A 19,157-nucleotide genomic window follows, 5' to 3' on the forward strand; every position below is an offset into this window, starting at 1 on the left:
CGCAAAAGGCCCGACTTGCCGTCCCCGCCACCGCATCTAGGTTGACGGGTATGTCGTTCTGCGAGGCCCGGTGAAAGGGCCCGGACTCCTCATCGTCCTGCTGGTGGTCCTCGGCGGTGTCAGCGGGCTCGGGTTCGCCCTGGGACTGGGCAACGCGGCCGTCCTGGCGGCCCTCACCGCGCTCTTCTGTCTCCTGGCGGCGGTGGGCGGGCCACTTTGGGCGGATCTGCGGTTGCTGGCGTGGTTCGCGCCCGCGCTGATCCTCGCGGTCGGGGTGCCGCGGTTGCTGGGCGAGGTGTCGCAGTGGGCGGCGATCGGGCTGCTGGTGGCGATCGTGGTCGTCGCCGGGCTGTTGCCCGTGCTCGGGGCACGGTTCGTCACGGTCGGGCTGGGGCTCGGGATGGCGTCACTGTTCGGGTACGGCTTCCAGCTGACGGGGACGGCGTCGGCGGGGCAGATCGTGGGCGCGCCCACGCTCGCGGCGGGCGTCGTGACCCTGTTGCGGGCGTTGATGGGCGCGAAGGATCCGGCCAAGCCGACCCGTGAGGCGCTGGCCGACGCGCTCACGGCGGGCTCGTCGGAAACGCAGGAGCGCGCGGCGAGGCTTTGGCTCGCGGACCGGCCTCGTCGCTGGACCGGCCGGGTCCTCGGCGGCATGTTCCGCTATCGCGCGGCCACCGGGTTGCTGGAGATCCGCCGGAGACGACTGAACAGCGAAGAAATCGTCCAAACGCTCGACGCCGCCAAGGAAGAAGCCGCCAGGCTCGCCGACGCCGTTCGGGGCCCGGCGGCACCGGACGAAGTCGAACCGGTGCGGCGCAAGGAACCCAGCGGACTTCCCGGTGCCACGGCGAGGCTCGTCACCGCGCTCTGGGAGGCTCTCGAATCCATCCGGACCGCAGCGGCCGAACGGGACGAGTCGCGTGTGGACGTGCCGAAAGGACTCCGCAAGGAACTGCGCCGGATCGAGTTGAGCGGCGCGTTTTCCTGGCGGTCGGCACAGTTCCGGCACGCGCTCCGCTGCGGGCTCGGCGTCGGGGTGGCGCTGGTGGTCGCGAGTTTCCGGCCCGGCGACCCGCTCACCGTGTCGTTCCTGCTCGGCACTTTCGCCATCATGCAACCGGAATGGCGGGACAGCCTCAGCAAGGCCAGGCAGCGGATCGGCGGCTCACTCGGCGGCGCCGTCGTGCTCACTTTCGTTCTTTGGCTTCTGCCACAAGGGTTTCTGCTGCCGGTCGGGCTCGTCGCGGTGCTCGGCGGGTTCTCGTTCATGCGGACGCGTCCGTCGATCTTCAACGGCTGCATGGTGCTGATGTCGGTCGGCATGAACGCGACCACCCGACATCTCGACCCGCGCTACGTACTCGTCGAGTACCTGCTCCTGATGGTCCTCGCCGGCGCCATCGCCCTGCTGTTCGGTTTCGCCGCGATCCCCGGCGTGCCGAAACCCGGCCCTGCGGAACGGTTCGAAAGCGCCGTCGGCGCCACCCGCGCACTGCTCGGTTCGGTGGCGCGGAAACTACGCGGCGAGGACGTCGACCCGCGGACGCTCGGCCGCGAGTTCCGTACCGCCGCGGTCGCGCACCACGGCCTGCTCGCCGCGGAGCCGGGTACCAAGGAACCCGCGCCCGGCCAGCGGGACGCGCTGGAGAACGCGGCCGAAGCCTTGCGAGGTCTGTCCGTCACGGCGTCGTCGCTCTTGCTGCGGCCTGGTTCGGCCGGAGCGGCGGACGCCGTCGCCGAGGCGGCGCGCACGCTCGGGACCGAGGAGGCGGCGGAGATCCCCGCGCCACACGACGCGGACGAGGAGCTGCGCCTGGTGCTCGACACGATCGCCGCCGACGTCGTGGCTGTCGGCGAAGCGGCCCAGAAGCTCTAGGCCTTCTCGCGGTGTTGTCCGGCGATCTCGGCGTCGGGCGTGCATAGCGCGCACGGCGTGAAGCCGAGCTGCCGCGCCTCGCCGATGCCGAGCGGGATCGTGTCCCGGGTTTCGAGCCACTCGCACGATGTCACGTGATAGCGCGGGTACTCGTCGACGACGACGACCTCGATCTCGAGTTCGGAGACGACCGCCACATCCGCGGGGTCGCTCTTCTCCTCGCCGGGGTCGCCCCCACGCTGAGGCTCCGGGGTGTCTTCCGCGTCGCCCAGTTCACCGGTGGCGGGCATCAAGACGGTCTGCTCGACGTCCTCGGGTTTCTTTTCCTCACCCTCGGCGGACTCGTCGTCGGAAGCGTCTTCGGCCGAATCATCCGCCTCTTCCTCCGCGGGAGCGCGCTTCTTCCGGCGGCGCAGCAGGTCGAAGAGGAGCAGCAACCCCGCGACGACGGAGACGCCGATGGAGATCCAAGCCCACAGGGAGTTCGCGGTGATGAGCGCCGCGACGAGCAGCCCCAGAGCCGCCAGTACCAGTACCAGGACGATGTAGAGCACGGTGAATTACAACACGAGGGCCAAGCGAAACGGCCCCGACCCTCCGGAGAGTGCCGAGGCCGTTCCACTGTGTAGAAACAAACCGGGTGGAACCGGATCAGCCCGCTTCGGCCCGCGGGCCGAACGAGTAACCCTGTCCGCTACCGGAGGACGAGGACTGCCCCGAGGTCGACGAAGACGCCGACGCGGGAGCGGCCGAACCACGGTCGTCGAGCTCACGCAGCTGGGACTCGAGGAACCCGCGCAGCCTCGTGCGGTACTCCCGCTCGATCGTGCGCAGCTCCTCGATCTTCTTGCCCAGCGAGCCCTTCTCCGCGTTCATGTTGTTCATGGTCTCGGTGTACTTGCGCTGAGCCTCGCGCTCCATGGTCGTCGCCTTGTCGCGCGCCTGGCGCTCCAAGGTCTCGGCACGGGTTCGCGCGTCGTTCAGCATCGTCTCGGCGCGCGTGCGCGCCTCGTTCACCATCGAGTCCGACTTGGACCGCGCGTCCGACAACAGCTGCTCGGACTTGGTCCGGGCTTCGGCGAGCATGCCGTCCGACTCGGTCTTGGCCTCGGCGGTGAGCCGGTCGGCCATTTCCTGCGCCAGCCCGAGCACCTTAGCGGCCTGGACGTTGGGCTCCCCGTTGTCCGGCACCATCGAGTGGGCCTGGGTCTGCTCCATCGCCGACTGCGGCGGCACCGGCGCCAGGCGGCGCGACGGCTCGTCGCGTACCTGCGGCGGCGGGCCGACGGCGCCGGCCTTGGCGTTCTCGAGCTCACCACGGGTGGTCTCGAGCTCGTTGTCGAGCTGTTCGACCTGCTGCCGCAGCTCGTTGTTGTCCTCGATCAACCGGGCAAGCTCGGTCTCCACCAGGTCGAGGAACGCGTCCACCTCGTCCTCGTTGTAGCCCCTTTTGCCAATGGGCGGCTTGCTGAACGCGACGTTATGCACGTCAGCGGGGGTCAACGACATCAGATCACCTCACGCACTCCATGGCCTGCAGGTCCACCGGGGCTTCCCCGAAAATCACCCTGGCGTTGCCAGCTGCATCGCGAAGAACACAACCAACAGCAGCACCATAATCGATAAGTCCAGTCCGACGCCGCCGATTCGTACGGTCGGGATGATTCGTCTGAACAGACGAACCGGTGGGTCGGTCACTGTGTAGATGGTCTCGAGCGTTACCGCAACCCCTCCGGCAGGACGCCACTCGCGAGCGAAAGCACGCACGAGCTCGACGACGATCCGTGCCGTCAGCAGGAGCCAGAAAGCGAACAGCACGTACCAGACGACCAGCAACACAGCATTCACGTAACCACTCTGCCATGCCTCGCGTCAAAAGACGCAGTTGACGGGCCGCGGATGGCGATGAGTCGACAAAATCACATCCGGCTGCGCTCAGCGGTCACCGGGTGATCAGCCGCGCAGGAACAATCCGCCTTCGGCAATCCGTCGGCGGTCCTCCGCGGTGACATCCACATCGGGCGGTGAGAGAAGGAACACCTTGTTGGTGACCTTGTCCATCGATCCGCGCAACGCGAACGCGAGCCCCGCGGCGAAGTCGACGAGACGTTTCGCGTCCGCGTTCTCCATCTCCGTGAGGTTCATGATCACCGGGATGCCTTCCCGGTAGTGCTCCCCGATCGCCCGCGCTTCCGCGTAGCTCGTCGGGTGCAGCGTCGTGATCCGGCTCAACGGGTCGCGGACCGCCGGACGGACCGGCTCCGTGACCGGCCGCAGCCGCGCGACCGGCTCCGGCTGACGGTCCATCGCCAGTGCTCCGTGGACGGCAGGCTCCGGACTGGCCACGGAGCGTGACCGAGGCCGCGGCGCGGGCTCGTCATAAGTGTCATCGACATCCCGGTAACGTCCCCCCCGTGACCGGGCCGGTGGCTCGTCGTCGTAGTCGTACTCGTCGTCGGCATATTCCTTTGGGGCGTAGCCTCGCCGGTAGTCATCCTCGACGTCATAGCCGTCTTCGTCCGCGGGCACCATCCCGAAGTAGGCCTTCAGCTTCTGCAGCGCGCTCATGCCTCTCCCTAGCCTTAGCCGCGTCCCGCACCGTACTCCCCCGCCCTCGCCACCACTCCCCGTAACGACGAGACGGTATTCCCTAGGGCGAGGCTAAACCGCGCCCACCGAGCAACGCGGTTCCGACACGCACACAGGTCGAGCCGTGCGTGATCGCCTGCTCGAGATCATTGCTCATTCCGGCGGAGATCTCACGGGCATTTGGGTGTTCTTCCCGCAGACGCTCCGACGCGCGAGCGAGTTTCCCGAACGCCTCCGCGGGATCAGTACCCAACGGCGCCACCGCCATAAGCCCTCGGAGGCGAATATCACCCACATGGGCTATCCGCGCCGCCAAATGGCTCACTTCGCTCAACCGAATGCCCCCGCGCTTCGGATCGTCATCGAGACTTACTTGAATGAGGACGTCCAGCGGGTGCTCGCGTTGCCCGGAATCCAGCGCCGACTTGGTCGCCTTCGCGAGCGCGTCGGCGAGCCGCTCGGAGTCGACGGACTGGACCTCGTCCGCCCAGCGCACGACCGATTTGGCCTTGTTCCGCTGCAGGCTGCCGACCATATGCCAGCGGATCCGGGCGTCCGGGCGGAGAGCGGCGACCTCTTCGGCCTTCGCGCCCGCCTCCTGATCGCGGTTCTCGGCGAGGTCGAGTGCGCCGAGGTCGGCGAGCAGCGCGGCGTCGAGCGCCGGAAAGGTCTTGGTGACCGCGAGCAATTTGACCTCGTCGCGGGCCCGGCCGGCGGCCTTGCACGCGGCGGCGATCCGCTCTTCCACTTCGGCGAGGGACGCGGCCAATTCCTCCCGGCGGGTGTCACTCACGACGCGTCCAGCCACGTGATGCCCGCGATCCGGCCGGTGGTGCCGTCGCGGCGGAAGCTGAAGAGAGTTTTGTCTTCGTTGGTACAGCGCGGATCGACGCCGATCTTGCCGACGCCGAGGTCGGCCAGCTGCCGCCAGAGCCCGGCGCGCAGGTCGAGCCCCGGCGTGCCCTTGCGGGTTTTGCAGGCGCTGCCCGGTACGTGCTTTTCGACGTCGGCGGCCATGTCGGCGGGGACTTCGTAACAGTCGCCGCAGATCGCGGGACCGAGCAGCGCTTCGGTACGGGCCGGTTCGGCGCCGACCGAACGCATCGCCTCGATCGCCGCGGGGACGACGCCGACCCTGGCGCCGACCCGGCCCGCGTGGACGGCGGCGACGACACCGGCTTCGGCGTCTGCCAGCAGAAGCGGGACGCAGTCGGCGACGAGCACCACGAGCGCGAGGCCGGGCTCCGCGGTCACGAGCGCGTCGGTCGCTTCGGCGGCGGAGGTCTCCGAACCGTCGACGACGGTGGCGGTCCGGCCGTGGACCTGCTCCATCCACGCCAGCCTGTCCTCGGCGAGGCCGAGTTCGGTGGCGAGGCGTTTGCGGTTGGCGTAGACGTCGCCCGCGTCGTCACCGACGTGATCACCGAGGTTGAAGGTGTCGTAAGGCGGCCGGGAAGCCCCGCCCGCCCTTGTCGTGACAACCCGCCGTACCCGCACGCGTTTCCTCCTAGACCTGAGTGAAGGCCCCCTCGACTGTAGTCAAGGAGGCCTTCACGGAACGTACTGGCGAGTGCTATCGACGCATGAACGGGGGAACGTCGACCTCGTCGTCCGACGGGTCGTCGTGCACCGGGGTGGCGCGGCCGGGCAGGCTGCCGTGGTTCGAGTTCGACCCGATCGGCGAGTAGCCGCGCGAACCGCCGCCGGGCTGCGGGAGCCCGCCGGTCATCGAGCCGTTGCCCTCGTTACGGGCGGACGGCATCGGCGTGTGCGTACGCGGCGGCGCGACCGGGTAGCCGTTCGAACCGGTTGACGGCACCGGCGTGGCACCCGAAGGCGGGCTCTGCACCGGGGTCGCCCCGCCGCCGTTGACCTGACCGGCCTGTGCGGACGCGGTCGAGTTCGACCGGGAGCCGAACGCCGGCGGGTCGAGCTTCTTGTGGGTCGGGGTGCCGGCGTCGAAACCGGCCGCGATCACGGTGACCCGGACCTCGTCGCCGAGCGAGTCGTCGATGATCGTCCCGAAGATGATGTTGGCGTCGGGGTGCGCGGATTCCTGCACCAGCGACGCGGCCTCGTTGATCTCGAACAGGCCGAGGTCCGACCCGCCCGCGATCGACAGCAGCGCGCCGTGCGCCCCGTCCATCGACGCTTCCAGCAGCGGCGAGTTGATCGCCTTCTCCGCCGCCTGGATCGCCCGGCCCTCGCCGCGCGCCGAGCCGATGCCCATCAGCGCGGAGCCCGCGCCGGACATGACGCTCTTGACGTCGGCGAAGTCCAGGTTGATCAGACCCGGCGTGGTGATCAGGTCGGTGATGCCCTGGACACCCGAAAGGAGGACCTCGTCCGCCGAGCGGAAGGCGTCCATCAGCGAGACGCCGATGTCGCCCAGCTGCAGCAGCCGGTCGTTCGGGATGACGATGAGGGTGTCGCATTCGTTGCGCAGCTGCTGGATGCCCTCTTCGGCCTGCTTGCTGCGGCGCTTGCCCTCGAAGGTGAACGGGCGGGTGACGACGCCGATGGTCAGCGCGCCGAGCTTGCGGGCGATCTGGGCGACGACCGGCGCGCCACCGGTGCCGGTGCCACCGCCCTCACCCGCGGTCACGAACACCATGTCGGCGCCCTTGATGACCTCTTCGATCTCTTCGCGGTGGTCCTCGGCGGCCTTCTGCCCCACCTCGGGGGCGGCGCCGGCACCGAGGCCGCGGGTCAGTTCCCGGCCGATGTCGAGCTTGACATCGGCGTCGGACATGAGCAGTGCCTGAGCGTCGGTGTTCACCGCGATGAACTCGACACCCTTGAGGCCGACCTCGATCATGCGGTTCACGGCGTTCACTCCGCCGCCGCCGATACCGACGACCTTGATCACCGCAAGGTAGTTGTGCGGGGGCGTCATCGGAGCCGCCTTCCTGATCGTGTGTGCTCGTGCTGCCCGCCGGTCGCTGAGCCTGTCCCGAACCCTCGAGCTGAAGTTCAGATTGAGAGTTATGTCAACTGCCGACGTTGAAGCAGGACGGTATGCACCAGGCTGGCTCGAATCCAGTAGCCACGCCGTGTGTCGCAAAGGTGTTTTGCCACAACATGTTCGCTGGCGCAAGAGCGAGACCCGGTCGCGGCGGCGAACGGCGGCCTGGTAAGGAGGCCATTGGCGGAGCTGAGGACGTACTGTGAAATGGACATAACGCGTGAACCCGCCCGCCGAAGGCCCCGCTATCGCGGTGGCAGGGCGCCTTACCCACAGACGTGAGAGGTTCGACCAAGCAGCGCCCTGCCGACGTCGATCGCGGACGCGGGTTCACTGACAGACGGTAAGGGCGGAGATCAGGTGGGCATGGACATGACCATGACGACGTCCTTCGACGGCGATCCCGTCGGCGATCCGCCCGCCTGTTCGACGCTGAGCGCGAACTTCTCGGCCCCGCCGAGACCGTCGGCGACCAGCAGTGCACCGTCCTGACCACCGGAAATGAGCCCGGCGGGTTTGGGCGCGGTGCCCGGGTACATCAGCCAGGCCTGGTAGATCCGGCCCGGTTCGTTCTTCGGCAGCTGCGCCGCCATGAACACCAGCCGGTCCTTCGCGCGCGACATCATCACGGTCCCGCCGCCGCCCGCCGAGGTCTCGGCGTGCCCGGTCCGGAGGTCGACGGCCGAAAGGACGTCGGCGACCGGGGCGTACCGGTTCGCGTACTCCGCCGCCCGCTCCCGCGCGGCGGTCAGCTGCGAGTGGTTGTCGTAGGCGATCCCGCCGAACACGGCGGTGCCCGCCAGCCCGACGACCGCCGCCGCGACCGCGGCGATCGCCCAGCGCGGGGCGCGCCGCCGGTCCTTGACGCGCTCCCCGGCGGCTAACCGCGTCTTCGGCGGCTGCTGCCTGGTCGCCATCGCCTCGGCGAGCACGCGGCGCTTGAGCTCGGGCGGCGGGTCCTCGGCCAGCGCGGCACCGAGCCGGGTCGCGGTCATCTGCAGTTCGAGGACCTCTTGTGCGCACGACGCGCACTCGGCGAGGTGCCGCTGGAACTGGGCACGCTCCACTTCGGACAGCGCGTCGACGGCGTAGGCGCCGGTGAGCGTGTGCATCTCGGGCATGGTCATGCCGTCACCCCCAAACAGTCCCGGAGCCTGATCAGGCCGTCCCGGAGCCGGGTCTTGATGGTTCCGTGCGGGGTCTGCAGCACCTCTGAGACCTCGCGATAGGTATAGCCCTGGTAGTACGCGAGCAACACGGATTCCCGTTGCAGCTCGGTCAAGGTCGTGAGACAGCGGCGCACCTGCGACTGTTCCCAGCGGGCCGCGACGGCCTCGGCCACCTCGTCGAAGGGCCGGGCGCGGGCGGCCTCGAAGGTCGCCTTGACCTCGCGATCCGAACTGGCGCGCGCCGAGCGGACGCGGTCGACCGCACGGCGATGCGCGAGCGTCATGGCCCAGTTCAGCGCGCTCCCCCGCTCCGGGGAGTAGCGCGTGGCCGTGCGCCACAGCTCCACCATGACCTCCTGGGTGACCTCTTCGGACTGCGCGGCGTCACGGAGGATCCGCCGCACCAGGCCGAGGACCGGGCCGGCGAGCCGGTCGTACAGGGCGTCGAAAGCGCGCTCGTCGCCCTTCGCGACCCGGACGAGCAGATCCTCGGCCGTCGGTCCGGCCGGTTCGCCGTCACCGGGTACGGGCGCCATCCGGCGCGGACGTGCCGTTTCATCGATCAAGTCTGCCTCCGGCCGTCTGCGGCGTCCGCGTGGTCATCGGCGCCTTCTTCAACCACAGTTTGACCCCATGCCGCCGGATCAGCGCGGAGACCCGGTGCGGCATGAGCGGGCGGGTGATCAGCATGTGCGCCAGCCATTTCGTAGTGGCGGGCCGCCGCACGCCGCGCAGCGACGCGGTCAGCGGCGTCCGCCCGTCCCGGCGGAGGGCGATCTTGACCGAGAGCAGCGACTCCGGCCTTGGCACCTCCATCCGGTACTCGCCGTCCATCGACTGGAACGGCGAAACGTAGAACTCCTTGTCCGCGAAGGCGTTCCCGTCCGCGTCGGGCCGCAGGAGGTACGCGTGCCTGCCGCCGTAGGTGTTGTGGACCTCGGCGACGACGCATTCGAGTATCCCGTCGGGCCGGTAGCACCAGTACAGGGTGATCGGGTTGAAGTTGTGGCCCAGCATCCGCGCGCCGGCCAGCATCAGCACCCGCCCGCCGCGGAGGTCGACGCCGCGCGCCGCGAGCCAGCGGTCCAATTTGGACCTGATGCTGGAAGTGTCCTCGGGCGCGAAGTGGTCTCGCGGGTCGAAGCGCGCGAAAGGGCGCAGCCACCACGGCAGCTTCGGCGGCACGTCGAGGTCGACGAACCACAGGTAGATCCGGTGGGCGAACGAGATCGGCGGGGCGTCGCGCCGGACATGAGCCACCGTGGAGTCGTAGAGCACGGCCATGACGGTCACCAGCGCACCCCGAAGTTCTCGGCCGCGCGGACACCGGACGCGCAGCCGTCCTCGTGGAACCCCCAGCCGTGGTACGCGCCGGCGAAGGCGACCGTGTCGTCGTTCAATTCGGGCAGACGACGCTGGGCGGCCACGGATTCCGGGGTGTAGACGGGGTGTTCGTAGGTCATCTTGGCCAGGACCGAACCGGCGTCGGGCGCGGTGCCGGGGTTGAGCGTGACGACGTAGCCGGTCGGTTCGTCGAGCCGCATCAGGCGGTTCATGTCGTAGGACACCTGGACCGCGCCTTGGCCGGCACCGCAGGACGGCGTGGCGTAGTTCCAGCCCGCCCGCGCCGATTCCGCCGTCGGGAGCACGCCGGTGTCGGTGTGGAGCCACGCCTCGTTGCTGGAGTACCGGAACGAGCCGAGAACCTCGCGCTCGGCCTCGGTCGGTGAAGCGAGCAGCTTCAGCGCCTGGTCCGCGTGCGTGGCCAGGACGACCTTGTCGAGCCGGTGGCGCGTGTCGGCGTCGTCGCGGACCTCGATCCCTCGCGCGGTGCGCTTGACCGAGCGGACCGGCGTCGACAGATGCACGGCGGTCAGCTGCTTGGCGGCCAGTTCGACGTATTCGCGCGAGCCCCCGACGACGGTGCGCCACCTCGGGGATCCGCCGACCGACAGCATCCCGTGGTTGCGCAGGAACTCGAACAGGTACCGCGCGGGGTACTTCAGGGTGTCGGTGCGGTCCGCGGACCAGACGGTCGAGACGACCGGGAGCATGAAGTGGTCGACGAAGTACTTCGTGTACCCGCCGATCGCGAGGAAGGCGCCGAGGGTGACGTCTCCGGCCTCGGGCGCTTCGAGCACGCGCTTCGCGTGCCGGTGGAAGCGCTTGACGTCGGCGAGCATCCGCAGATAGCTGCCGCGCGCGACGTTGCGTGGCTGGGCGAACAGGCCCTTCAGGCCCTTGGCACCGGCGTACTCGAGACCGCAGCCGTCGCAGCGGATGCTCATCGACATCTCGGTGTCACGGGTGGCGACGCCCAGTTCGGCGAACAGGCGGAGCAGATTCGGGTAGGTACGCTCGTTGTGCACGATGAACCCGGAGTCGACGCCGACGGTGCCGCCGTGCGCGCTCGGGACGTCGTGGGTGTGCGCGTGGCCTCCCAGCCTGTCGTCGGCTTCGAACAGCAGTACCTCGTAACGGCGTTGCAGCAGGTATGCCGCCGTGAGGCCGGCGACGCCGCTGCCGATGACTCCGATGCGTTGACCCTTGGTGTGCACATGAGGCATTCGGAGCCGGATCGGGCGAGGATTGGATCTCGTGAACCGGCTGAGCATCCGACCCATCCCTTTCCGGTCCGGGAGCGAATGACGACTATGCCGAACAGTCCCGCGTCCCGCCTAGTCCCGTTCGCCGAGCGGCTCCTCGGCGGCTCCCTGCCGGTCGGTCTGCGTACCTGGGATGGCGTACGTGCCGGTCCGCCGGATGCGCCGACCGTGGTACTCCGCAACCGGCGTGCCCTGCGCCGTCTCCTCTACGCCCCCGGCGAATTGGGCCTGGCCAGGGCCTACGTCTCCGGTGATCTCGATGTCGAAGGCGACCTCGCCGACGGATTCCGCCGGATCTGGGCGCTGACCCGATCGGGTGCCGTGCGTGGTGCGAAGCTCGGTCCGCGCGAATGGGCGGAGGCGCTGCGGATCGCGGTGGGTCTCGGCGTCGTCGGGCCGCCGCCCAAACCGCCCGCCGAAGAGGCCCGGCTGTCCGGGAAGCTGCACACACTGCTCCGCGACAAGTCGGCCATCGCGCACCACTACGACCTGAGCAATGCCTTCTACCAGCTGCTTCTCGACGAATCGATGGCCTACTCGTCCGGCTACTGGACCTCCGACGAGGACGGGTACGGCGTAGAGCAGGCACAGTGGGACAAACTCGAGCTGATCTGCCGGAAGCTCGGCCTGCGGCCGGGGATGCGGCTGCTCGACGTCGGCTGCGGCTGGGGCTCGCTGCTGGTGCACGCCGCGAAGCACCACGGCGTCCAGGCCATCGGGATCACGCTGTCGGCGCAGCAGCAGCAACACATCCGCGGCCGCCTCGTCCAGCACGACCTGGAGGAACGGGTCGAGGTCCGGCGGCAGGACTATCGCGAGCTGACCGACGAGCCGTTCGACGCGGTCGCGTCCATCGAAATGGGTGAACACGTCGGCGAGGAGAACTACCCCGAGTACACGCGGACGCTGTACCGGATGCTCAAGCCCACCGGACGGCTGGTCTTGCAGCAGATGTCCCGCGGCGCGGTGGCCCCCGGCGGCGGCGCGTTCATCGAGCGCTACATCGCCCCCGACATGACGATGCGGCCGCTGAGCCGCACGCTCGGGCATCTGGAGAGCGCCGGGTTCGAGATCCGCGACGTCCACGCGCTGCGCGAGCACTACGTGCGTACGGTCAGGGCATGGGAACGGACGCTCGAGGACAACTGGGACGACGTCGTGGCGCTGATCGGTGAATCCGGCGCGCGGGTCTGGCGGCTGTACCTGGTCGGTGGGGCCCTCGCGTTCGAGGAGAACCGGATGGGTGTGGACCAGATCCTCGCGGTCCGTTCGTCGGACGAGGGCTTGAGCGCGATGCCCGCCACCCGGGAGTGGTCCTGATGCCCCTTGGCGGGACACTCGCGATCACGGCGGGCGCGACGCTGCTGGCCTTCGTCGTCACCTTCGGCATCGCACGGTGGCGCAAGCGGTACGACACCGTCGACACGTTCTGGGGGCCGGGCTTCGCGCTCGTCGCGCTGGTCGCGGCGCCGCTCGGGGACGGGTCGGTGGCGCTGCGCGTGGTCACCGCGCTGCTGACCACGATCTGGGGTGTGCGCCTCGGCGTCCACCTCCACCTGCGCAACCACAAGCTGCCCGAAGACCCGCGCTACGTGCGAATGGCGGAGAACGCCGGGGAGAATCCGGCGCTCAAGCTCTTCGTCCGTGTGTACCTGGTCCAGGCGGTGGTGCTCTGGTTCGTCTCGCTGCCGGTCCAGTTCGCGATGTACGGCGACACCTTCGGGGTGACGGCGTGGCTCGGTGTCGCGCTGTGGCTGGTCGGCTTCGGATTCGAGACGATCGGCGACGAACAGCTGCGGCGTTTCAAGGCCGACCCGGCCACCAAGGGGAAGGTCCTCGACAGCGGGCTGTGGCGCTACACCCGGCATCCGAACTACTTCGGCGACGCGTGCGTGTGGTGGGGCCTGTACCTGCTGGCGTGTACGAGCTGGGTGGGGGCGGCGACGATCCTGTCACCGATCGCGATGACGTACACGCTGGCCAAGGGAACCGGAAAACCTTTGCTGGAGAAGGGTTTGCGGCGTTCCCGGCCGGGATACGCGGCGTACGTCGAGCGGACCAGCGGGTTCTTCCCGCTGCCCCCTCGCCGAGGGGGTGCCTCCTGACACCTGCGTCGGACGGGCACCGATGCAGCGGTCATGTCGCGAAAGCCACTTTCAGGACATCTGACGTCGCGAAAGTGGCTTTCGCGACACCCCTCGATGCCATGGGGTCCAGTCCGCCTCACTCCCCGGTGAGACCGTCGGTCAGCTCACGCAACAGGTCGAGGTGGCCGGCGTGCCTGCCGGTCTCCTCGATCATATGCGTGACCACGAACCGGACGTTGACCTTGCGATCGCCGCGGAAGGGGACCTCGTCGTCCAGCCCCATCGCGGCGACGATCTTGCGGCTCCGCTCGCACTCGGCCTCGTAGGCGGCGATCAGCTGCTCGATCGGGGTCTGCATGGCGACCCGGAACTCGGCGTCCGGATCGGCCTCCAGCGCCTCCTTCCAGACGTCCTCCTGCCCGTTGAGCACGACGTTGAACCAGTACTGCTCGACGAGGGTCAGATGCCCGAGCAGGCCGGCGACGGTGGTCAGTTCGCTGGGCACGAGCGGACGGCGGGCCTGCTCGTCGGTGAGGCCGGAGCACTTCCACACGACAGTGGCGCGGAGGAAGTCGAGGAAGCCGTTCAGCTGCGTGCGCTCGTCGCCGGTGAGCGGCGGTTCGGGGCGCTTCGGTTCGTCGGTCATGGTGGTGCAGTCTGCCGGTTTCCTCGGATGATCCGCTAACGAGTTACCCCAGGACGCACTGTCCACCATCTGCCGCACAGCCGTGGTCCATGTCCGAACGTGATCCCATCGTTCGAGTGAAACCAGCGGTAGTTAGCGCCCCTGAAACATGACGACCACCCGCTCGTCATGTCAGGCTGGTGCAGTTGTGCCCATCGCCGCCGGTTCCGAGAAAGGTCACTGATGTCAGGCCCCCAGCTGAGCGCACTCGATGTCGCTTTCCTTTGCCTGGAAAGCGAAACGACGCCCATGCACATGGGCGCGGTGGTCACCTTCCGGCCGCACGGGCAGGTGCACGCGCGTAAGCTGACCGCGCTGCTGGCCGAGCGGGCCGCACGGCTCCCGAAGCTGCGTCAGCGCCCCCGCACCGCGCTGTTCCCGCCCGGCGCCGCCATCTGGGCCGAGGACCCGGATTTCGTTGCCAGTGAACATATTTCACATCATCACCTGAGTTCCCTGTACGAACCGGACCCGCTCTCCGCCTACGCCTCGCGCTGGATGGGGCGGCCGCTCGACACCGGAAAACCCTTGTGGGACTTGCATCTCGTCACCGGCCTGCCGGACGGCGAGTTCGCGTTGCTGCTGAAACTGCACCACGCGCTCACCGATGGGGCGGGCGCGTACGCCGTCGCCGTGGGCCTGCTCGACGAACTCCCCCGCGCGCCAAGGCGTCCGCACGGCGGGTCCGGGCCGCCCGCACCTCGGTCCCCTGTGGACGCTGTCAAGGAAGCCGTCGGCTCGACGCTGACCCAGGCCGGGATCGCGTCTTCGGTCGTCCGCGCGACCCGTTCGCCGCTGTCGCCGATCAGCGCGCCGCCGTCGACCGAACGACGGCTCGGCCTCGTCCGGCTGGACACCGCCGAGATCCGGCGGATCCGCCGGGCCCACGGCGGGACCGCCAACGACGTCGTGCTGGCGATCCTCAGCGGCGCGCTGCGCGACTGGATGATCAACCGCGGCCAGCGCGCCGACGACCGGACGCTGCGGGCGCTCATCCCGGTCAGCGTGCGCGGACGCTCCGCCGAGCAACTCGGCGGGAACAAGCTGTCCGGCTATCTCTGCGACCTGCCGATCGGCCTCGACGATCCGGTGGAGCGGCTGCTGGCCGTCCAACGCGAAATGAGCCGGAACAAGGCGGCGGGCCCGGCACGGGGCGCGGGCGCGTTCCCGCTGCTCGCCGACCGGATGCCGCCGATGCTGCACCGGCTCGGTTCGAAGGCCGCCGGCCTGGCCGCGCCACTGCTGTTCGACCTCGTCATCACCACGGTGCCGGTGCCGCCCAACCGGCTCACCCTCGACGGGACGAAGGTCGTCGGCGTGTACCCGTTCGTGCCGCTGGCGCCGCGGCAGGCGGTCGGGATCGCGGTGGCGACCTATCGCGACTCGGTCCACATCGGACTTCAGGCGAACGGGGCGGCGGTCTCGGACATGGGTTCGCTGCGAGACGGGGTACTCAAGTCGGCAGCGCGACTGCTGGACACCGCCTAGCGAACGCTATGAAAGGTCCTTTCCTTGCAAAATTTGCAAGGAAAGGACCTTTCATAGCGCGCGTAAGGGGGCAGGTCAGCCGCGCAGCATCTCCGCGACCAGGAACGCCAGCTCCAGCGACTGCTGTGTGTTCAGGCGCGGGTCGCACGCGGTCTCGTAGCGGCCCGAAAGGTCCAGATCCGAGATCTCCTGCGCGCCGCCGAGGCATTCGGTGACGTCCTCACCGGTCAGCTCGACGTGGATGCCGCCCGGGTACGTGCCGAGTTTGCGGTGCACCTCGAAGAAGCCCTGCACCTCGTCCACGATCCGGTCGAAGTGCCGGGTCTTGTAGCCCGTCGACGACTCGTGCGTGTTGCCGTGCATCGGGTCGCACTGCCAGATGACCTTGTGCCCGGACGCCTCGACCTTCTCGACGATCGCGGGCAGCACCTCGCGGACCTTGGCGTTGCCCATCCGGGCGATCAGCGTCAGGCGGCCGGGCTCGTTGCGCGGGTCGAGGCGGCGGACGTACTCGACGGCCTGCTCCGGCGTGGTCGTCGGGCCGATCTTGAGCCCGATCGGGTTGGCCAGCAGTTCGGCGAAGGCGATGTGCGCGCCGTCGAGCTGCCTGGTCCGCTCGCCCACCCACAGGAAGTGCGAGGACAGGTTGTACAGCTTGGGGTTCGCCGCGTCCGCGCGGTCCATCCGCAGCATCGAGCGCTCGTAGTCCAGGAGCAGCGCCTCGTGGCTGGCGAAGATCTCGGTGGACTGGAGCGAGGCGTCCGTGACGCCGCAGGCCGACATGAACCGCAGGCCGCGGTCGATCTCCGAGGCCAGCGCCTCGTAGCGCTCGCTGGCGGGCGAGGACTTCACGAAGTCCTTGTTCCAGTCGTGCACCTGGTGCAGGTCCGCCATGCCGGCGCCGGTGAGCGCGCGGACGAGGTTCATCGCGGCGCCCGCGTTCGCGTAGGCGCGGATCATCCGGCCCGGGTCGGGCACGCGGAGTTCGGGCTTGGCGACGAGCGAGTTGATGATGTCGCCGCGGTACACCGGCAGGCCGAGCGCGTCGGTGGACGCCGAACGCGGCTTCGCGTACTGGCCCGCGATCCGGCCGACCTTCACCACCGGCAGGCTGGCGCCGTACGTGAGGACGACGGCCATCTGCAGCAGGGTGCGCAGGTTGGCGCGGATGTGCGGTTCGGTGTTCGATTCGAACGTCTCCGCGCAGTCACCGCCCTGGAGCAGGAACGCCTCGCCGCGGGCGACCATGGCGAGCCGGTCGGAGAGGCGGTCGATCTCGGCGGGAACCGTGATCGGCGGCACGCTCTCCAGCACGCCACGCACACGCTTCGTCAGCTCGGCGTCCGGCCATTCGGGCTGCTGCGCCGCGGGCCGGGAAAGCGCGTCGTCGAGCCGATCACGCAGCTCGGGAGGCAGAGGAGGCAGTTCGGGGAGCGTGTCGACGGGAACGTCCACTGTCCAGTTCACCGGACCAGGATATGCCGCGCCGAAAGCCGCCCGCCCACCGGGACGAAAGTCCCAAAAGGTGGACGGGCGGCGGGCTGATCAAGCGGCCTGCGCCTTGGTGTAGAGGTTCTGCGCGTCCGTGCCGAAGTACGGGCCGAACATGTAACCCGGCAGGAAGTTGTAGCCGAAGCTGTTCACCGAGGCCTGGACACCCGCGCCGGTCGCCTCACTGAAGTTGAGGAACCACGGGCCGCCGCTCGAACCACCGGTCATGTTGCAGTTCATCCCGTGGTCCTTGGTGAGCAGGAAGTCGGTGATCGTGCTCCCGCTGCAGTAGATCAGCTTCGAGCCGTCGTACGGCGCCGCCGCCGGATACCCGAACGTGTACATCGACTGGTTGCGCGCCTGGTTGAACGCGATCCCCTGCGCGCCGACGACGTCGGTCAGCTTCTGCCCGTTGAGCGGGTTGACCACGGCCGCGCCGATGTCGTAGTTCATGTCCTCGCTCGCTTCCCACTGCGGAGTGGTCAGCGTGCTCTTCGCGGCCCAGGTGCCGTAGGGCGTGTTGCCGTTGTTGTAGCCGGGCGCGAAGGTCCAGTTCGTGTGCCAGGCGCCCTGGTACTTCACGCAGTGCCCGGCGGTGATCACGACACTGCCGTTCGTGCTGGTGACCGCGTCACCGGAGCACGACGCGTTCCGCCCGCCCATGGTGAAGAACACCCGGCCCGCGGTCTGGACGACCTTGCCCGCCCCGGTCCACGCGCCGCCACCGTTGGGAATGCTCTGGATGACCGTGCTCTTGCCCTTCGCGACGTCCTTCGGGGTGAAAGCGGGCGCCTGGACCAGCTGTTCGATCGGCACCGCCGATCGCATCCGCTCGGGCGTCCAGTAGGCCGCCACCGCCTGTGCGTCGGTCGCTGCCTGATGCTGGACCGGTCCGGCGTGAGCGGGACTCGCGACGGCTGTCAGCCCCGTCACCGCCAGCCCGACGAGCGCCGCCAGGATCCCCGTCCGGGAAGCCGTCCTCTTCATGGCGTACCACCTTTCGCCACCGGTGAATTGCCGTATGACTTGCACGACATTTCGAAAGTATTTGTCCTGCTGCCGGGCGTACAAGCGGCCGTTCGGCCGCATCCGAGGTGGCGTATGGGCCGTTCGGCCCAGATACGGCGAAACGGGGCGGGTTAGCCTTGCTCGTGGGGATATCCGTGAACGGCTTCGCCCGGCTGGGCACGCACGTTGTGGCTCCGATCGCCTGGACACTCCTGACACCGATCGTGGTCGTCCTCGGTGATGCCAGTGGCCTCGTCTGGCCGTCGCTTCTGGCGGTGACCGGATCGGCGCTCGTGACTCTCGCCGTGGGGTGGTCGGTCAAGCGCCGATCCGGCTTCGGGATCTCCCTGTACACGTCGCCCGAATCCGCTGCGGTCACCGTGCTGGTGTTCACCCTCGGGCCGGTGATGCTGCTCGGCGGACTGCTGGTGGCCTGGATGGGCTGGGCACGCGTGAGGCTGGGCGAAGACACCTTCGCCGAAGCCGCCGCCGGGGTCCTGCTGGGGATGCTGGTCGGCGGCCTCGGCTGGATCGGTTTGATCGTCTTCCTGTTCTCCTGATCAAGCCGGGCAGTGCGTATCGGCGGCCGGACGGACGCCGTCCCGCAGATACCGCACGACGGCGTCGTTCCCGCAGGCGTTCCCCATGGTGAAGACGCCATGTCCGCCGGCGTCCACGGTGACGAACTTCGCCCGCGCGCCCAGTGCCGATCGCATTTCGCGGGCGCCGACGAGCGGAGTCGCCGGGTCGCGGAGGTTCTGCACCAGCAGGATGTTCGACGGTCCGCGGTCGTGGATCCGCACGGGCGGTTCGCGGCGCTCGACCGGCCAGAACGCGCAGGGGGTGATGTTGGCGGCGGCCTGGCCGAAAATCGGGTGCGTCACGAGGGCAGGCTCGACCGCCTTCTGGCAGTAGCGCACGCTTTCCGGCCAGTCGGAGTCGTTGCAGAGCACCTGGAGCCGGAGCGCGGCGTGATTGTCGGCGTCGAGCGGCCCACCCTGTGCCTTCGTTGCCGGAGCCGACCATAGCTCGGCGAGACCGGGGAAGCTCGCGTCGTCGTAAAGGGCTCCCCAGGTGGCGGTCCGGATTTCCCGCGCCGACGCCCAAGCCGTGAAGTCGCCGAAGCGGTCATCGAAGCCGTCCGCGAAACGTTGGTCTTGGGCCTCGTGAGTGGTGAGGACGGTTCTAAC

At 68.9% G+C, this 19,157-nt stretch carries 19 protein-coding genes and 1 pseudogene; 5 read left to right on the top strand and 15 right to left on the bottom strand.

Features of this window, described 5'->3' with window-relative positions:
- Positions 1–70 precede the first annotated feature (70 nt).
- The gene (locus AC069H_RS30645) at positions 71–1,879 is read left to right on the top strand and encodes an FUSC family protein (protein ID WP_478234642.1); all 1,809 of its coding nucleotides are present in this window, start codon (positions 71–73) and stop codon (positions 1,877–1,879) included.
- On the opposite strand, the gene AC069H_RS30650 is transcribed toward AC069H_RS30645, so the two are convergent.
- From AC069H_RS30650 to AC069H_RS30700, 11 genes are all read right to left on the bottom strand, one after another.
- Positions 1,876–2,433, bottom strand: a complete 558-nt coding sequence (locus tag AC069H_RS30650; RefSeq protein ID WP_478234643.1) for a hypothetical protein — start codon at positions 2,431–2,433, stop codon at positions 1,876–1,878. The genes AC069H_RS30645 and AC069H_RS30650 overlap by 4 nt on opposite strands.
- Before the next feature lie 97 nt (positions 2,434–2,530).
- On the bottom strand, positions 2,531–3,388 hold the full coding sequence (gene wag31 / locus AC069H_RS30655) for a DivIVA-like cell division protein Wag31 (RefSeq protein WP_478227161.1): 858 nt from the start codon (positions 3,386–3,388) through the stop codon (positions 2,531–2,533).
- A 54-nt stretch (positions 3,389–3,442) separates the two neighbouring features.
- Positions 3,443–3,718 carry a YggT family protein gene (locus tag AC069H_RS30660; RefSeq protein ID WP_005155180.1) on the bottom strand — a complete coding sequence of 92 codons (276 nt, stop codon included), beginning with the start codon at positions 3,716–3,718 and terminating at the stop codon, positions 3,443–3,445.
- A 114-nt stretch (positions 3,719–3,832) separates the two neighbouring features.
- Positions 3,833–4,447, bottom strand: coding sequence for a cell division protein SepF (locus AC069H_RS30665; protein ID WP_478227162.1), 615 nt, complete (start codon positions 4,445–4,447; stop codon positions 3,833–3,835).
- Positions 4,448–4,529: 82 nt separating this feature from the next.
- Positions 4,530–5,261, bottom strand: a complete 732-nt coding sequence (locus tag AC069H_RS30670) for a YggS family pyridoxal phosphate-dependent enzyme (protein WP_478227163.1) — start codon at positions 5,259–5,261, stop codon at positions 4,530–4,532.
- A complete protein-coding gene (gene pgeF / locus AC069H_RS30675; protein ID WP_478234644.1) occupies positions 5,258–5,965 on the bottom strand; it encodes a peptidoglycan editing factor PgeF in 708 nt (235 codons plus the stop codon). The genes AC069H_RS30670 and pgeF overlap by 4 nt, the downstream gene beginning before the upstream one ends.
- Positions 5,966–6,041: 76 nt before the next feature.
- Positions 6,042–7,364 (bottom strand): cell division protein FtsZ, encoded by a 1,323-nt coding sequence (gene ftsZ / locus AC069H_RS30680; RefSeq protein ID WP_126733686.1) that lies wholly within the window; start codon positions 7,362–7,364, stop codon positions 6,042–6,044.
- Between the two features lie 425 nt (positions 7,365–7,789).
- Positions 7,790–8,560, bottom strand: a complete 771-nt coding sequence (locus AC069H_RS30685; RefSeq protein ID WP_478227165.1) for an anti-sigma factor — start codon at positions 8,558–8,560, stop codon at positions 7,790–7,792.
- The gene (gene sigK / locus AC069H_RS30690) at positions 8,557–9,138 is read right to left on the bottom strand and encodes an ECF RNA polymerase sigma factor SigK (protein ID WP_478227283.1); all 582 of its coding nucleotides are present in this window, start codon (positions 9,136–9,138) and stop codon (positions 8,557–8,559) included. Before sigK ends, AC069H_RS30685 begins: the two co-directional genes overlap by 4 nt.
- A gap of 19 nt (positions 9,139–9,157) precedes the next feature.
- On the bottom strand, positions 9,158–9,886 hold the full coding sequence (locus tag AC069H_RS30695; protein ID WP_478227284.1) for a DUF1365 domain-containing protein: 729 nt from the start codon (positions 9,884–9,886) through the stop codon (positions 9,158–9,160).
- Positions 9,887–9,891: 5 nt separating this feature from the next.
- Positions 9,892–11,169: an NAD(P)/FAD-dependent oxidoreductase gene (locus tag AC069H_RS30700; protein WP_478227166.1), complete on the bottom strand. Its 1,278-nt coding sequence runs from the start codon at positions 11,167–11,169 to the stop codon at positions 9,892–9,894.
- A gap of 87 nt (positions 11,170–11,256) precedes the next feature.
- On the opposite strand from AC069H_RS30700, the gene AC069H_RS30705 reads away from it, so the two are divergent.
- Complete coding sequence (locus tag AC069H_RS30705; protein WP_478234734.1) at positions 11,257–12,528, top strand: class I SAM-dependent methyltransferase; 1,272 nt, start codon at positions 11,257–11,259, stop codon at positions 12,526–12,528.
- Positions 12,528–13,313: a DUF1295 domain-containing protein gene (locus tag AC069H_RS30710; RefSeq protein ID WP_478234645.1), complete on the top strand. Its 786-nt coding sequence runs from the start codon at positions 12,528–12,530 to the stop codon at positions 13,311–13,313. The genes AC069H_RS30705 and AC069H_RS30710 overlap by 1 nt, the downstream gene beginning before the upstream one ends.
- A gap of 118 nt (positions 13,314–13,431) precedes the next feature.
- Here AC069H_RS30710 and AC069H_RS30715 read toward each other — a convergent pair whose 3' ends face one another.
- On the bottom strand, positions 13,432–13,941 hold the full coding sequence (locus AC069H_RS30715; RefSeq protein WP_340687703.1) for a DinB family protein: 510 nt from the start codon (positions 13,939–13,941) through the stop codon (positions 13,432–13,434).
- A gap of 222 nt (positions 13,942–14,163) precedes the next feature.
- Between AC069H_RS30715 and AC069H_RS30720 the strand changes: the two genes are divergently transcribed.
- Complete coding sequence (locus tag AC069H_RS30720) at positions 14,164–15,468, top strand: wax ester/triacylglycerol synthase family O-acyltransferase (protein ID WP_478234646.1); 1,305 nt, start codon at positions 14,164–14,166, stop codon at positions 15,466–15,468.
- Between the two features lie 75 nt (positions 15,469–15,543).
- Here AC069H_RS30720 and AC069H_RS30725 read toward each other — a convergent pair whose 3' ends face one another.
- A complete protein-coding gene (locus tag AC069H_RS30725; RefSeq protein ID WP_478234647.1) occupies positions 15,544–16,935 on the bottom strand; it encodes a class II 3-deoxy-7-phosphoheptulonate synthase in 1,392 nt (463 codons plus the stop codon).
- 78 nt (positions 16,936–17,013) lie between these two features.
- On the bottom strand, positions 17,014–17,946 hold the full coding sequence (locus AC069H_RS30730; protein ID WP_478227171.1) for a trypsin-like serine peptidase: 933 nt from the start codon (positions 17,944–17,946) through the stop codon (positions 17,014–17,016).
- Between the two features lie 176 nt (positions 17,947–18,122).
- Here AC069H_RS30730 and AC069H_RS30735 point away from each other — a divergent pair, with 176 nt between their 5' ends.
- A complete protein-coding gene (locus AC069H_RS30735; RefSeq protein ID WP_478234648.1) occupies positions 18,123–18,527 on the top strand; it encodes a hypothetical protein in 405 nt (134 codons plus the stop codon).
- Here the strand turns inward: AC069H_RS30735 and AC069H_RS30740 are convergent.
- A pseudogene (locus tag AC069H_RS30740) lies at positions 18,528–19,121 on the bottom strand (alpha/beta hydrolase); the annotation flags it as partial.
- Between the last annotated feature and the right edge of the window lie 36 nt (positions 19,122–19,157).

Source organism: Amycolatopsis sp. NPDC043887 (genome assembly GCF_056435665.1).